This window comes from Cellvibrio sp. KY-GH-1 (genome assembly GCF_008806975.1).
Lineage (GTDB): Bacteria > Pseudomonadota > Gammaproteobacteria > Pseudomonadales > Cellvibrionaceae > Cellvibrio.
Window position 1 is genome coordinate 3,513,625 of sequence record NZ_CP031728.1, and the last position, 13,759, is coordinate 3,527,383.

Genomic DNA, 13,759 nt, shown 5'->3' on the forward strand with positions numbered 1-13,759 from the left:
ATTAACCAGCCATCAAGGCTTCAATTTCGATAACTGTTTTGGGGACGCCCGTAGTAAGAACCTCATTACCATCTTTAGTGATGACCACATCATCTTCGATGCGAATACCGATACCGCGCCATTTTTTGGCGACGCGTTCGTTGTCCGGTGCCACATAAATTCCTGGTTCGACCGTCATCACCATGCCGGGTTCCAGCACGCGCCATTCACCGCCGACCTTATAGTCGCCCACATCATGTACATCCATTCCCAGCCAGTGACCGGCGCGGTGCATGTAAAATTCTTTGTAGGCTTCACTTTTAATTAATTCGTTTACATCGCCTTCGAGCAAACCAATTGTTACCAGACCTTCAGTAATGACACGCACAGTGGCTTCGTGCGGATCATTCCAGTGATTACCCGGTTTGGCGACGGCGATGGCCTCCAGCTGTGCTTGTAAACAAATTTCGTACAATGCTTTTTGTTCGGGAGAAAATTTTCCGCTAACCGGAAAGGTACGGGTGATATCGGCAGCGTAATAGTCCAGTTCACAACCGGCATCGATTAATACCAGGTCACCATTTTTAAGCGGTGCCGAATTTTCAATGTAGTGAAGAATGCAGCCATTTTTTCCGCCGCCCACAATGGAGTTGTACGCGGGAAAGCGCGCACCGCTCATTTGGAACTCGTGGATAATTTCCGCTTCCAGCTGATATTCCATCACGCCTTGCTTGGCGGCTTTCATTGCACGCACATGAGCGCGCGCCGAAATTTCACCCGCTTCTTTCATTACTCGCAATTCAGCCGCACTTTTAAATAAACGCATGTCATTTAAAAAATGGCTTAAATCCAAAAATTCACCGGGAGGTGTCGCACCCGAGCGAACTTTTGCGCGAATGGTATTCACCCAGTTCATAACATGCTTATCGAATTCGCTGTCTTTACCCATGGAGTAATACACACGCTGCTTACCTTCCAATAAGCCGGGTAAAATTTCATCGATATCGTCGATGGGAAATGCGTCGTCCGCTTCAAAGTCGCTGCAGGCACCTTCAGGGCCTGCGCGATATCCATCCCAAATTTCACGCTCGCGATTGCGTTCGCGCACAAACAACACAAACTCACCATGCTCGCGCCCGGGAATGAGCACCAACACCGCTTGCGGTTCTTCAAAACCGGAGAGGTATAAAAAATCACTGTCCTGACGATAGTGGTATTCCGTATCGCGACTACGCGGGCGCTCAGGTGCAGCGGGTACTATGGCGATGGAGTTGGGCTCCATTTGAGCCATTAATTGTTTGCGGCGGCGAGCAAATTCGGATTTGGCAATTCTCATAATTTTCCCTACGGCGAAGGTGTTTTTAATGTAATTAGCAAACGATTAATGCAGTTGATGGGATACCGGCGCCGTGGTCGATGGATCGACTGCAGTATCTTGTTCAGCAGCAAATTCAAAATAGAGCGAACTCACCACGACGCGCACATATTCAGTCACTTCCATATAATCCGCTTCTGCGCTGGGCTCATCGTCTTCATCATCGGCCTGGATTTGCACTATATCCGCGAGGTCATGCAACATTTCTTCCGCTTCTTCGGAAATCTCACGCTTGCCTTGGTGATCCACACTGCCGAAACCGGTTAGGAATCCGTGGCACCATTCGCTTAATGCGCGCACGCGCTCGCTCAGCAAATTGTCATCATCGGGTAGCATTAATTTCAGATTGAGCTCACCCTGCAACTGACTGTTAGTGCTGTGATACAAGCGGCTAAGTGCACGGCGCACCTGCTCGTCCGGTGCAGCAATAAAATCGAGAAACTCCACTGCCTCCAGCAGCCAATTAATTTCCGGCAACTGGGCACCACCGGCCAACTTCCCGCATAGCAATCCGTGCAATTCAGAAGGGCTATTCAGCGTTCCCAAGGGAGCTAGCAGGTTGGCAAGGTCATCGAAATTCAGGGGGGATTGTAGGTAATCATCAGCAGTTGTGGTCATGAGGGGCCTCTCTATCGCAATGGGCAAATGCTACCACGATTGCCGCTAGCGACCCTGCAAAGTTTTTATATAGCAAATTCAATGGTTGATAAGCCCCAAGTAAAACCTGTTTGTGAATCATTTAATAACAATCGACTTCTCGAATTTACATTAACTTAAGCTGTGTGATTGACCACCTGCCGAGGGCGCAATATAGTGGGCAACCCGCGCTTTTTATTGGTTATTAATAAATCATGTCTGACGATCTTTTACTCGCCCTGGAAACCAAGCTGGATAAGCTGATCCTGTTGTGCAATCGCTTGCAACAAGAAAATGCTGACTTAAAGGCCCGCGAAAGTGAATGGCAGCGCGAGCGAGTGCGCCTGATTGAAAAGAATGAGCTCGCCCGCAGCCGTGTAGAGGCCATGATCACCCATTTACGCAATCTGGATGCCGAATAATCGGCCCAGCCATCGGGAGCACCAGCACCAATGAGCAACGAAACTGTTTTTGTAAAAATCCTGGATAAAGAATACCAGGTGGCCTGCCCACGCGAAGAGCGTCAAGCGCTGGTTGAATCTGCCCAATTGTTGGATGAGCGAATGAAAGCCATTCGCGGCACCGGCGCCATTATCGGCCTGGAGCGTATCGCGGTGATGGCTGCACTCAACCTGAGCCACGAACTGCTGCAGGCTCGCCAGGCCGGCAACGGGGGCGACAGCTCTGCCAGCCAGGTAGATTTATTGCGTTTGAATGAAAAGCTGGATCGCAGCTTGGCGAATCTGGGCTAGTCAAGCACAACCCCATTTTTCGATAAAGCCCGCAATTGCGGGCTTTTTGCTATTGAAACTAGCGGGTTACTGCACCCGTGCACACGAAGGAATCAAATCGATCAGTTGCACACCATAAGCAAAGAATTTCGTTTTTCGCCAGTCATGTTTAAGACGAATATTTGCTAACCGGTTATATAACCCAATCATAATTTCATTTGCGAAAGCCCACCAACCTTGGGTTATACTGGCGCCACGCCCTGGAATGTTTGCAAACCGACAAGTCCTTGAGCCGATTTCCACAAAACTGGTGGTGTCTCGTTGTGTTTGGTGTGCATGTCCGCCTGACGGAAAGCCTTAAAAACCACAGGTGCTACCTCCTTGAACCTATGGGTTCAAGGCCAGCTTGGTAGCGGCATTTCGGGGTATCTTATTTCCTTTCTGTTGTTCCCCTGTAATTCGTGTATTCAAGGCTAGTTATGGCCGACGCTTCAAACCCTATCCCCGAGAACAACCAAAATAAAGCCCTGTTGCGTCAGGAATTGCGCCAACGTCGCCGCGCGCTGAGTCCGCCACAACAAGCCCAGGCATCAGCTCTGCTTTTGCGCCACCTGCTGCAGTTTTCAGCCTTTATGCGTGGCCGTCATGTGGCGCTATACATCGCTAATGATGGGGAAATTGACCCGGGGCCTATCGCCCAACGACTGTGGCAAATGGGCAAACGCTGTTATTTGCCCGTATTGCACCCCAGTAAAGTACGCGAATTATGGTTTGTGGAATTTACCCCCAATACCACCCTGATTCCGAACCATTTTGGCATTCCGGAGCCGGATCATCGTCACGCGCATAAAATGCCGGCGCATATACTGGATGTGGTGCTGATGCCGCTGGTGGGTTTTGATCGCCGAGGTGCGCGCCTGGGCATGGGTGGTGGGTTTTACGATACGACCTTCGCGTTCAAACAACAAAAGCCAGCCAGCAAACCGGTATTGATCGGTCTGGCCCACAGTTGTCAGGAAGTGGAATCACTCAGTGCCGATAACTGGGATATTCCCCTCGCGGCTATCGCGACCGAAAAAGAAGTCCTGCAAATCCAGCCCCTATAAACGACAACTCCCGCCAAAGCGGGAGCTGGTTACCAAATTCCGTTTACTGCTTAACCTGTCAGACAGGACTCATTTATCAGACATGGAGTCAACGGCGGCCTCAGCAAAAGAAACCAGCGCATTAACATCCACGACTGTGATGCAGACTCCCAAGCAAAACAAAAAGATTACGACTGAGAGAACATCGACTTTCATGGCTGTACCTTACTTTTGACTGCAAATTGCAGCCACACCTTGCGCGTTGTTATTGGAAAAACACGATTGGATCTTCCACCACAAAACAGCACAGGTACAAAAAGTAATCTGGCTGTGGCGTGCACTAATAATAGGCAGGGTGTTTCAGGAATGAAACCCGCGACAGGTTGAAATGCGCGACAATTTGCTCAAAAAGTCTCAAAAATCAGCAATTTTCCCGTTTTTCTTAGTGTTTTACATGAAGAAGCCCGAAGTTCATCAATGAAAACCAGTGGTTAGCGCATCCTTGCGCCGCGTCCACTACTTGCTGGTACTGATTGGGCGACTGGTGGATTCACCCAGGCGACTGCGCACCAATGCGCTTGAATTGCGCACACTGTCATTGCCGTTATAACCAGTCCAGCTCGCGCCATTATCTAGACTGTATTCCAGCTTGAGACCAGGTAATGCGCTATTTGCTTTCAATACACCATCATCGACGACGGCTCCAGGGGGAGGCAGATAGAAGCTCCCACCCAAGGCTGCCAGTTTGGGGAGCTCTTTAACGGCCAACTGGACGGAAAATGCGGCCCACTCCGCATTGCGCGCCTCGATGTTCGGCTTATCGCCCTCCCAGGAAGCTTTGTGCCAGGCACGCTCAGCCAACGGAATCAAGCGAGGATAGATCATCTCTTCCATTTGCTTTCCGGTACGAATTGTTTCGCTCCACACCTGGCCTTGCAGCCCACGTAGATTTTCCGGTTTTTCCAAGGCAGGCAAGGCCCGCCCTACCAATGCTTCCAGGTTCTTAATGGGTGCGCCCATGCGGGTTTTATCGGCATTGGCGTAGAGGTTATCCGGCATAAAACCAAATACCTTGGCAGTATCGGTGTAGCGCGCCGCCCAGTAGTAGCCGCGCTCTTCAGCGTTAGTCTCATAAGGATGATCAAAATACAAATGGGTCGCGGGCGACAAAATCGGCTCGTAACCCGCGTTCGCCAAGCGATAGGCGCGGTCGGCTACACCCCATTCCCAAATGTTATCCCAGGCATTGGCCAACACATGCTTGTTAGCAAACTGACTGCGGTTAAAGGTGTTATTGGGGTCGTACATCAAACCATCTTCCCAACCGGCCAGATCCAACCCGCGCAGCGATGTGATCGCCGAGATTTTGCTAACAAAATAGGGTTTGAGATCAGCAACGCCGGCAACGCCCTGCTCACCTTTGGCAAAGAGTGCATCACACGCCGGTGATGCCGTCCAGGAGCCTGCCCCTACTTCATCACCGCCCATATGGAAGGTCGCGAGCTTTGTGCCCGCTTTGCGATACATTTGCTGCAATTCGTAAATCACTTTATCGGCAAACGCGTAAGTCGATGGCAAACACACATTGATGGAATTATCGGTGTAACTTTGCACGGTAATGTATTGGGATTTATCTTGCGGATCAGATAACAAATATTGCTCCGCTTCGGCTTTTTTACCGGCCTTCAATAATTTTTTGTAGCGCGCTTCCATAGATTTCACGGCGGCACGCGCATGACCGGGCATATCAATTTCCGGAATTACTTCAATATGACGCACGCTGGCATATTTTAAAATTTCAATAAAATCTGCGGTGGTGTAATAGCCATTTCCCGAACCTGTTTTGTGTGGGCCAGTCCCCAGCTGCGTAAGCAAACAGCGTTGTTCACTCAGATCAAAACAGCGATAGGCACCTATGTCTGTCAACTCTGGCAAGCCGGGAATTTCGATCCGCCAACCTTCGTCTTCGGTTAAATGCAAATGCAACTTATTGAGTTTGTAGCGTGCCATTTGCTCGATCAACCGCAGCGTATATTCTTTGCCGTGGAAATTGCGCCCCATATCGTAGTGCATACCACGCCATTGAAACCGTGGTGAATCCACCGCAGTAAGCTGTGGGATTGTGTAACTGCTCGCGGTTTGCGCGGGCAATAAACTCAGTACGCTTTGAATGCCGTAGAAAGCACCGGCGTTGTCGCCCCCCACAATAGTAATTTTATCGGCGCCGATTGTGAGTGAATAACCTTCGGCATTGCCGATCGATTTATCCACTGTTACTTCAATTACCTTGCCTGATACCGGCAAATGATCCGCGACAGTTTTTACCGTTAAGCCATAGGTTTTTAATTGATCCGCGAAATATTTTGCTTCTCCGGTTAGGCGCCCGGCAAAATGAATTTGCCAGTTACTATCCAACAGCGTTGTGTCTTTGCGATATTTAATTTCCGCAGGCGTTGGAATAATTTTCGCGCTGGTATCGGCTTTTATCGCAGCGGCATTTACTGCGAGATTATCCTGATAACGCGTCGCCGCTGTCGCGATTGGATACTCATCATTGCTCGCACGTAATTGTTGCTCAGGTTTACTAAATGGCTCGACAAATTCACTCAATTTTTCAGTATCGGTATTCGCAAAAACTTCTGCTTGCAAACCCGCCTGGGCGATAAACGCACGCGGCATAAAATCGGTGTAGCTAACCAAATGTGCGCCCGCCGTGTAAGGAACTTCCAGCTTTGCATTGGCCGCCAAACCCTTAAAGGCTGACGTCGGCGCCAACTCATGTAAATCACCCTGAACATGACGCAAACTCAAACCGTCCACCTGAGTGGAATCCAGTTTGCGCACCGAGTGAAAATAAATTTTCCAATCGCCGGCTCCGGCCGGTATTGCGGAAGCGCCATTGGTAATAGTGACGCGAGCTTGCGGTTTGGTAGCGAAGTTGCTGATCACACCAAAGCCCAGCTTGGTGTCGCGCGCGATGTCGTTCAGTTGTTGCTGGCTCAAATTGGTGGCACTGGCACCCTGCGCAAGTCCGAGCGCAAGCGCGAGCAGCGCAAGGCACGTACTGGTCGCCCTAAACGTTTGAATGGGTAATTTCACTAAGGTTGGCTTCATTCATTGGACTCCTGCCACATGGAATTGGGGTTGATAAGTCATCCAATAGTCATTATTGGCGTTAGAATTGTTCTGACAACGTTGTCCAGATTACACCAAAATCTGCAGACCGCCAGTGCCTGAACATAAATTAACCCTTGGAATAGAGGTAGATTAAGGATAGACGTTGTAGTAAAGAACGCGCTGGAAAGAAAAAAGGGCGCCAAAGCGCCCTCTGTGGATCAGCTACTTGCCGATTAACTCAAGAAAAACTTAAACGCTTCATTCTGGGTCTCGTCCCAGAAGGGGTAATTGAGCTCGCTCAAAAATGTTTTCAGCTCTGCGTAATCTTTCTTGGGCACCTGCATGCCAACCAATACCCGCGCAGCGGCCGAGCCGTGGTTGCGGTAGTGGAACAGCGAAATATTCCAGCGCCCCGCCACTTTGGTTAGGAAGGTCATCAAGGCACCTGGACGTTCCGGGAATTCAAAGCGATAGAGCACTTCATCGGTAATCTGCGGCGCGTGGCCACCGACCAAATGACGAATATGCAACTTCGCCAATTCGTTTTCGGTCATGTCCACCAGGTCATAGCCCTGGGCTTTTAACTCGTTCACCAAATCAGCACGGTCCTTACCCCCCGCCGCCACCTGCACGCCAACAAAAATGCGCGCGTCTTTGGCATCGGCGTAGCGATAGTTAAATTCGGTGATATTGCGTTTGCCCAGTGCCTTGCAGAATTCCTTGTACGCACCCGGACGCTCTGGAATAGTGACTGCGAGAATTGCCTCGCGCTGTTCGCCGATTTCCGTGCGTTCGCTGATATAACGCAGGCGGTCGAAATTAATATTGGCTCCACAGTCAATTGCGATCAGCGTTTGTCCACTGATGTTATGTTCCGCGACGTATTTTTTCAGCCCGGCAATACCGGTTGCGCCGGCCGGCTCAGCGATGGAACGGGTATCTTCAAAAATATCCTTAATACCCGCGCAGATTTCATCGTTAGTCACAGTGATGCATTCATCCACTGTCTTGCGCAAAACACGGAAGGTCTCTTCCCCAATTTGAGCCACGGCGATGCCGTCAGCAAAGATGCCAACCTGTGGTAACACCACGCGCTTTTTCTTTTCCATGGCAGCTTTGAGACACGCAGACTCTTCCGATTCCACGGCGATAATCTTGATCTCCGGGCGCACATATTTCACATAAGCGGAAATACCTGCCGCCAAACCGCCGCCGCCAACCGCGATAAAGATCGCGTCAATTTTGCCGGGATACTGACGCAGAATCTCCATCGCGATAGTACCCTGGCCCGCGATCACATCCGGGTCATCAAAGGGGTGCACGTAGGTCAGGCCTTTTTCTTCAACCAACTTTTTAGCGTGCGCTGAAGCCTCATCATAGCTATCACCATGCAACACTACTTTTGCGCCGCGCGCTTTCACCGCATCCACCTTAATGGCAGGCGTAGTCCGCGGCATTACGATAGTGGCTTTAATACCCAAGTGCTGCGCGCCGAGCGCCAAACCCTGCGCATGGTTGCCAGCCGATGCAGCAATGACCCCGCGATTGCGCTCTTCGTCGGAAAGCATTTGCAGCTTGTTGTAGGCGCCGCGCAATTTGAATGAAAACACCGGCTGCAAATCTTCGCGCTTGAGCAACACTTTATTGCCGGTGCGGACCGACAGTAAGCGCGCTTCATCAAGCGGGGTTTCGACCGCCAAATCATAGATTCGGGCGTTGAGGATACGTTTTATGTAGGATTCAGGCATAACCGCTCGTGCTTTTACCAAGTGAAAAAAGTCGCCGCAGTGTAAACAATTTGCCCGCCGCTGGCACGGCGATATCCGTATAATGCGGCAAGTTTTTTAGCCTAATGAAGAACTGCTCCCGGGTTCACTTTTTTTCGAGACAACCATGACACAAGATCAACTCAAACAAGCCGTTGCGCGCGCCGCGATTGAATACATCAAACCCAAGTTGTTTAGCGACTCGATTATCGGGGTGGGCACCGGCTCGACGGCCAACTTTTTTATCGATTATCTGGGCGAGATCAAATCCCTGTTTGCCGGCGCCGTTGCCAGCTCCGATGCCTCGGCCGAGCGCTTGAAAAAGCTGGGTATTGAAGTGCTCGACTGTAATTCGGTGAGCGAGTTGGTGGTCTATGTCGATGGTGCCGATGAGAGCAACGCCCAACTCCATTTGATCAAAGGGGGCGGCGCCGCCTTGACCCGCGAAAAAATTGTGCGCGCCGTTTCCAAAGAGTTTGTATGTATCGCCGATGGCAGCAAATGGGTGGACGTGCTGGGCAAATTCCCGCTGCCCGTAGAAGTCATTCCCATGGCGCGCTCCTATGTTGCACGCGAGCTGGTAAAACTGGGGGGCACACCGGTCTATCGTGATGGGGTAATGACCGATAACGGCAACGTCATTCTTGATGTGCACAACCTGCAAATTGTTGACCCCGTTGGATTGGAAAATTGCATCAATCAGATTACCGGGGTAGTAACCAATGGGCTCTTCGCCGCACAGGGCGCGGATGTGTTATTGCTCGGCACCAACGAGGGCGTAAAAACCCTGTATCCTCGTTAAGCGCGATTAATAGCGCGCTAGCGTTTCGCAAAAAAGCGCCAGCTAATGCAGTTGGCGCATTCTTTCCTATACTCGAATAACCTTCCTTCGGTTCTTTCGGGGCATTTCTTATGTTTTCCTTTTCCAGCATCCAGGGTCGCCTGATTTTTGCCGTTAGCGCCGGCGTAATCTTATTTGTGATTATCAGTGGTATCGCCATCTCGCTGCTGAGCCGAACCATCACCGATTACAACCAATTGATTGCAGGTGCGGTTGCCCAGGAACGCAGCATCAACACCATGAACTTTAAATTTAAAGTCCAAGTACAGGAATGGAAAAACGTGCTGCTGCGGGGGAAAGACCCAGCCAAACTCACTCAATACTGGAACCAGTTTGAAACCCTGCATAAAGAAATCCAACAGCTGGGTATGACGCTGAACAAAACACTGGCAGGCGAAGCACACCAGAAAGTCGATGCATTCCTGAAAGCCCACGACCAGGTATTTGGCCGCTACAAGGCCGGTTTGGAAGCCTTTAAAAACGCTGATTTTGACCCGGCAGCGGGCGATAAGGCGGTTACCGGTATAGACCGGGAGCCGAGCGCACTGCTAGAGGAATCCGCAAAATTGATTAGTGACCGGGTAGCCAAAGATACCGAACACAACCTCGCCGTCAGCAGCAGTGTGTCACTCTGGTCCAACGCCTTGATTATCCTCGGCGCTATTTCCGTGGTATTCCTGGTCCTGTTTATTTTGCGCAAAAGCCTGATAGTGCCGCTCGCGCAAATCAATTCACACCTGAGCCTGCTGGCCGAAGGCAACTTCCGTCAGCCTTTGCATTTTTCGGCGTCGGGCGAACTGGGGCGTTTGAGCAACAGTATCCAGCAAGTGCAGCAAAGCATCGTAGAGGTAATTACTGCCGTACAAAACTCCATGAGTAGCCTGAGCCAAGCATCCAATGCCATCACGCAAAGTTCATCGTCACTCGCTACCTATGCCGATGACACTCACCATGCCACTGATCAGGTATCAGCGGCTATTACCGAAATGAGCGCAACCGTTCAGGAAGTTGCCGGCAATGCCAGCGGCGCAGCGGATGCGGCGCAATCGGCGGATAACAATGCCCGACAAGGCTTAAAGGTTATGGACAATACCCTAAACGCCATCAACCAGTTGAGCAACGAGGTCGACCACGTGGGTAGTGCCATGGCGCAATTAGAAACAGACACCTCCCGCATCGGTAGCGTATTAGATGTCATCAAAAGTGTGGCCGAGCAAACCAACCTGCTCGCGCTCAATGCGGCGATTGAAGCGGCGCGCGCGGGCGACCAAGGGCGCGGGTTTGCGGTAGTGGCCGATGAGGTTCGCTCGCTGGCCAAACGCACGCAGGACTCCACCGCTGAAATTCAGCAGATTATCGAAGCAGTCCAACAAGGCGCGGCCAAGGCCATGAACGCCATGAAGGTGAGCCAGGAAAAAACCGGTGTTACCCTTGAGATGGCCGGGCAAGCGGGCCAATCAATTAACCAGATCACCCAATCCATTTCGGCAATTCTGGGCATGAATATGCAAATCGCCACCGCGGCCGAAGAGCAGAGTTATACGGCTGAAGAGATCAACAAAAACATTGTGAAAGTGGTGGGACTCATTAGCAATTTGAATCGCGATGCGCAAAAATCCGCGCAAATTGCACAGCAACTGGATGGCACCGCAAAAGGACTGGAAACCCAAATCGCCCATTTCACCATCTAATTGCCAACAGCTATCTCGCCATAAAAAAACCGGGCATTTCGCCCGGTTTTTTTCACTAAATCCCCACAGATCTTACTTGCGGCGACGCAGACGGCTAAACCCAATCAGGCCCAAACCGCTTAACAACAATACCAACAACGATGGCTCAGGCACTTCGACTTCAGTTTCTGGCTCTGGTGGAGTCCAGAAATAGCCGTGCACTTCGCGCAAACTGCTGTTGGTGTAAGACTTGGCATAAAGAGAACCATCAAAACCCGCTGCATCAAAAACGTTGGCGTTGGCAGCTAATACTGAACCGCGCACTGCCATGTAGTTGAAGTTTACGCTGGTGGCGTTATAGAAGTTCCACAGGGTGTTGGAGTAGTTCCAGGCACCAGTAAGGTTGGTGTTGGATACACTCACATTACCAGACACGTTGATAATCGCCTTGGTTGCAGAACCCAACAGCAATTCAATGCCCGAGTTTTGGAAGAAGATATCTGTAGCATTCAGATTGAAAACTGCCAAATCTTCGGTGCCGGTATAAATCAGTTTTACCTGATTGCCACTCACATTGGCGGCGGCATTCGCACTGAGGCTCTGATAGCTGCTCGCCAAGCCAGTCATTTCGGATGTCAGCGCTGTCTTTTTCGCAGACAGGTCAACACCGCCGGTTGTGCAATTTACGCTACCTACACAATCGATCTGCGCGCCTACACTCTTGGTACCGTAGGATGCAGTTTCGCCGTGCATAATTTTCATCTGGCCGCTGACGTTACCCGCCACTTCGAGACCATCAAAACTTGCCGGGTCGGCAGGTGTGAAATCCTTGTGGTTGAACTCAGACATTTGCGTAGAAACCAGGTTACCGCCCACGAAGGTTGCCCCTTCAACGTGAACTGCACCCGTGAGGTTTCCGCTCAATACCAGATTGTAATCCAGCAATCCTGCGCTTGCGGTCAGCGAGCACAGACTCAGACTGGATGCTGCTAACAGCTTGGAATAAAAGTTCATAAAAATCCCCTTGCTTGTAGTGTCGTCTTATTTTGCTTATTCAGTACAGCAGGAAATGTGCCTATTTTATTTTCTTCTTTAAGATCAATTATTCGCGCCATTTAGTGCTAAGCGCATCACAAAAACATGTCAATTTAACCGACAGTGATAAATTGACAGCGAAGGACATTATTTTATTAATAAAAAATTTCAATCATTATTTTTTATTAATCACCCACCATTTTTCAGTAAAAAAGCCACCGTTTCAGGGTGGCTTTTGGGCAAAACGCAGAAACGCTTACTGGTAAAGGTTGGGCAATTCGCTTTCAAACATTACAAAAGGATTATCGAGAAACGCTTTGAAATTATCTGCGGAGGCGTGCCCTGCATAAGGTGCATAAAACTGTTCGGCTTTTTCACGCGCGCTATTGGCATTGCGCCACACCAATACATAGGTAATTAATTGCGCATCCGGGTCAGCCAACACCGGCCCAAGGATTCGGTCAGTCCAGAGGTTGGGCAGCTTCACCCCGTTGTTACCCGTTTCCGTCAGTGCGGCGATTTTGCGGCGTAATTGCGCGATTTTGGAAATACCGCGCAAGGCTGCGGTGAAATTGGCTTTTTGCTCGTCGGCACTGGCAGTGTTGGCCTCATGACCGAGATCCCAGTAGTTGTCCAATCCAATGACATCCACGTACTCATCCCCCGGGTACCCGTAAAAATAATCACTTTCGAATTTAGCCATGTCGATACGACTGCGGTCGGGTGAGAATGCAAAAATCAGGTTGTGCTGATCTTTTTCATCGCGCAAATATTTCACGGTAAATTGATATAGCGCGATGTAATCCTGCTCGCTCGCATGGCCTTTACCCCACCAAAACCAGTCGCCGTTGTGCTCATGCCAAGGCCGGAAAATAATCGGGATTTGCTGCTCCTTGCCCTGCGCATTTGTCACCACTAAAGCTTCATTAAACTCGACAAATGCATCCAGGTATTTTTTCAATTCTTCATGCTTGGCTCCGCCCGGAACCAATTCGTGGACCGTCGGTGTTTTATCCCAGGAATTACCGCCGGACACCGGGCTGTACATATGCCAGCTGATGGTAATTACACCACCCCGGTTAAAACCGGCCTTAATCCATTCCTGCATTTGTTTGAAATTAACGCCGTCCAGATTTTTTTCATGGCCCAATTCCAAACCGCCAATTTCCCAGCCGTAAACCGCCGGGTTTGAACCGGTGACGTCGCGCACGTCGGAGCGATCCAGGTCACCCTCCCAATTAACACCATAGGCCAGGCTGTCTTGATGACCAAACAGAAAATGTTTGCCGCGCAGTGCCGCCAGATTGTTGTAAAGCGCCACTGACGCCGGGATGGCATCTTTATCGATCAATTTAAACGGGCGGTTGGCAGAAGTAGAATCCTGCTCCTGCAACGCCCCCTCTGTCAGCACTAACGATGAGGAAGAAGGCGCAGATTGGTTGTCACAGCCGGCCAGACCAGCCAGGAGCAAAAGCGCTACAAGGGGATTAAAAAGAGAAGTTAATCGGGACATGAGAGCTCCTT

The 13,759-nt window shown here is 50.4% G+C and carries 12 protein-coding genes and 1 other RNA gene; 6 read left to right on the forward strand and 7 right to left on the reverse strand.

Annotated features, from left to right (window positions below; translation table 11 throughout):
• Position 1: 1 nt before the first annotated feature.
• Positions 2–1,315, reverse strand: a complete 1,314-nt coding sequence (gene pepP, locus D0C16_RS14865; RefSeq protein WP_151033080.1) for a Xaa-Pro aminopeptidase — start codon at positions 1,313–1,315, stop codon at positions 2–4.
• A 45-nt stretch (positions 1,316–1,360) separates the two neighbouring features.
• Positions 1,361–1,972 carry a UPF0149 family protein gene (locus tag D0C16_RS14870; RefSeq protein WP_151033081.1) on the reverse strand — a complete coding sequence of 204 codons (612 nt, stop codon included), beginning with the start codon at positions 1,970–1,972 and terminating at the stop codon, positions 1,361–1,363.
• A 233-nt stretch (positions 1,973–2,205) separates the two neighbouring features.
• On the opposite strand from D0C16_RS14870, the gene D0C16_RS14875 reads away from it, so the two are divergent.
• From D0C16_RS14875 to D0C16_RS14890, 4 genes are all read left to right on the forward strand, one after another.
• Positions 2,206–2,412, forward strand: coding sequence for a TIGR02449 family protein (locus D0C16_RS14875; RefSeq protein WP_039912319.1), 207 nt, complete (start codon positions 2,206–2,208; stop codon positions 2,410–2,412).
• A 30-nt stretch (positions 2,413–2,442) separates the two neighbouring features.
• Positions 2,443–2,742: a cell division protein ZapA gene (locus D0C16_RS14880; protein WP_151033082.1), complete on the forward strand. Its 300-nt coding sequence runs from the start codon at positions 2,443–2,445 to the stop codon at positions 2,740–2,742.
• 233 nt (positions 2,743–2,975) lie between these two features.
• Positions 2,976–3,152: non-coding RNA, 6S RNA (ssrS, locus tag D0C16_RS14885), on the forward strand.
• 48 nt (positions 3,153–3,200) lie between these two features.
• Positions 3,201–3,827 (forward strand): 5-formyltetrahydrofolate cyclo-ligase, encoded by a 627-nt coding sequence (locus D0C16_RS14890; protein ID WP_151033083.1) that lies wholly within the window; start codon positions 3,201–3,203, stop codon positions 3,825–3,827.
• 69 nt (positions 3,828–3,896) lie between these two features.
• On the opposite strand, the gene D0C16_RS24645 is transcribed toward D0C16_RS14890, so the two are convergent.
• The 3 genes from D0C16_RS24645 to ilvA all read right to left on the reverse strand — a co-directional run bounded on the left by D0C16_RS24645 (position 3,897) and on the right by ilvA (position 8,671).
• Positions 3,897–4,022 (reverse strand): hypothetical protein, encoded by a 126-nt coding sequence (locus D0C16_RS24645; protein WP_255481926.1) that lies wholly within the window; start codon positions 4,020–4,022, stop codon positions 3,897–3,899.
• 300 nt (positions 4,023–4,322) lie between these two features.
• Complete coding sequence (locus D0C16_RS14895; RefSeq protein WP_151033084.1) at positions 4,323–6,920, reverse strand: family 20 glycosylhydrolase; 2,598 nt, start codon at positions 6,918–6,920, stop codon at positions 4,323–4,325.
• Between the two features lie 236 nt (positions 6,921–7,156).
• Positions 7,157–8,671, reverse strand: a complete 1,515-nt coding sequence (gene ilvA / locus D0C16_RS14900) for a threonine ammonia-lyase, biosynthetic (protein WP_151033085.1) — start codon at positions 8,669–8,671, stop codon at positions 7,157–7,159.
• Between the two features lie 145 nt (positions 8,672–8,816).
• On the opposite strand from ilvA, the gene rpiA reads away from it, so the two are divergent.
• Both rpiA and D0C16_RS14910 read left to right on the forward strand, forming a co-directional pair.
• A complete protein-coding gene (rpiA, locus tag D0C16_RS14905; RefSeq protein WP_151033086.1) occupies positions 8,817–9,491 on the forward strand; it encodes a ribose-5-phosphate isomerase RpiA in 675 nt (224 codons plus the stop codon).
• 110 nt (positions 9,492–9,601) lie between these two features.
• Complete coding sequence (locus D0C16_RS14910; RefSeq protein ID WP_151033087.1) at positions 9,602–11,221, forward strand: methyl-accepting chemotaxis protein; 1,620 nt, start codon at positions 9,602–9,604, stop codon at positions 11,219–11,221.
• A gap of 72 nt (positions 11,222–11,293) precedes the next feature.
• Here the strand turns inward: D0C16_RS14910 and D0C16_RS14915 are convergent, their stop codons facing one another.
• The gene (locus D0C16_RS14915; RefSeq protein ID WP_151034942.1) at positions 11,294–12,214 is read right to left on the reverse strand and encodes a choice-of-anchor A family protein; all 921 of its coding nucleotides are present in this window, start codon (positions 12,212–12,214) and stop codon (positions 11,294–11,296) included.
• Between the two features lie 277 nt (positions 12,215–12,491).
• Positions 12,492–13,748, reverse strand: a complete 1,257-nt coding sequence (locus tag D0C16_RS14920) for a glycoside hydrolase family 26 protein (protein ID WP_151033088.1) — start codon at positions 13,746–13,748, stop codon at positions 12,492–12,494.
• Positions 13,749–13,759 lie beyond the last annotated feature (11 nt).

Bases quoted from the DNA above. Each gene is read 5' to 3' on its own strand.
- pepP (WP_151033080.1), bottom strand. From the start codon at position 1,315: ATGAGAATTGCCAAATCCGAATTTGCTCGCCGCCGCAAACAATTAATG.
- D0C16_RS14870 (WP_151033081.1), bottom strand. From the start codon at position 1,972: ATGACCACAACTGCTGATGATTACCTACAATCCCCCCTGAATTTCGAT.
- D0C16_RS14875 (WP_039912319.1), top strand. From the start codon at position 2,206: ATGTCTGACGATCTTTTACTCGCCCTGGAAACCAAGCTGGATAAGCTG.
- D0C16_RS14880 (WP_151033082.1), top strand. From the start codon at position 2,443: ATGAGCAACGAAACTGTTTTTGTAAAAATCCTGGATAAAGAATACCAG.
- D0C16_RS14890 (WP_151033083.1), top strand. From the start codon at position 3,201: ATGGCCGACGCTTCAAACCCTATCCCCGAGAACAACCAAAATAAAGCC.
- D0C16_RS24645 (WP_255481926.1), bottom strand. From the start codon at position 4,022: ATGAAAGTCGATGTTCTCTCAGTCGTAATCTTTTTGTTTTGCTTGGGA.
- D0C16_RS14895 (WP_151033084.1), bottom strand. From the start codon at position 6,920: ATGAAGCCAACCTTAGTGAAATTACCCATTCAAACGTTTAGGGCGACC.
- ilvA (WP_151033085.1), bottom strand. From the start codon at position 8,671: ATGCCTGAATCCTACATAAAACGTATCCTCAACGCCCGAATCTATGAT.
- rpiA (WP_151033086.1), top strand. From the start codon at position 8,817: ATGACACAAGATCAACTCAAACAAGCCGTTGCGCGCGCCGCGATTGAA.
- D0C16_RS14910 (WP_151033087.1), top strand. From the start codon at position 9,602: ATGTTTTCCTTTTCCAGCATCCAGGGTCGCCTGATTTTTGCCGTTAGC.
- D0C16_RS14915 (WP_151034942.1), bottom strand. From the start codon at position 12,214: ATGAACTTTTATTCCAAGCTGTTAGCAGCATCCAGTCTGAGTCTGTGC.
- D0C16_RS14920 (WP_151033088.1), bottom strand. From the start codon at position 13,748: ATGTCCCGATTAACTTCTCTTTTTAATCCCCTTGTAGCGCTTTTGCTC.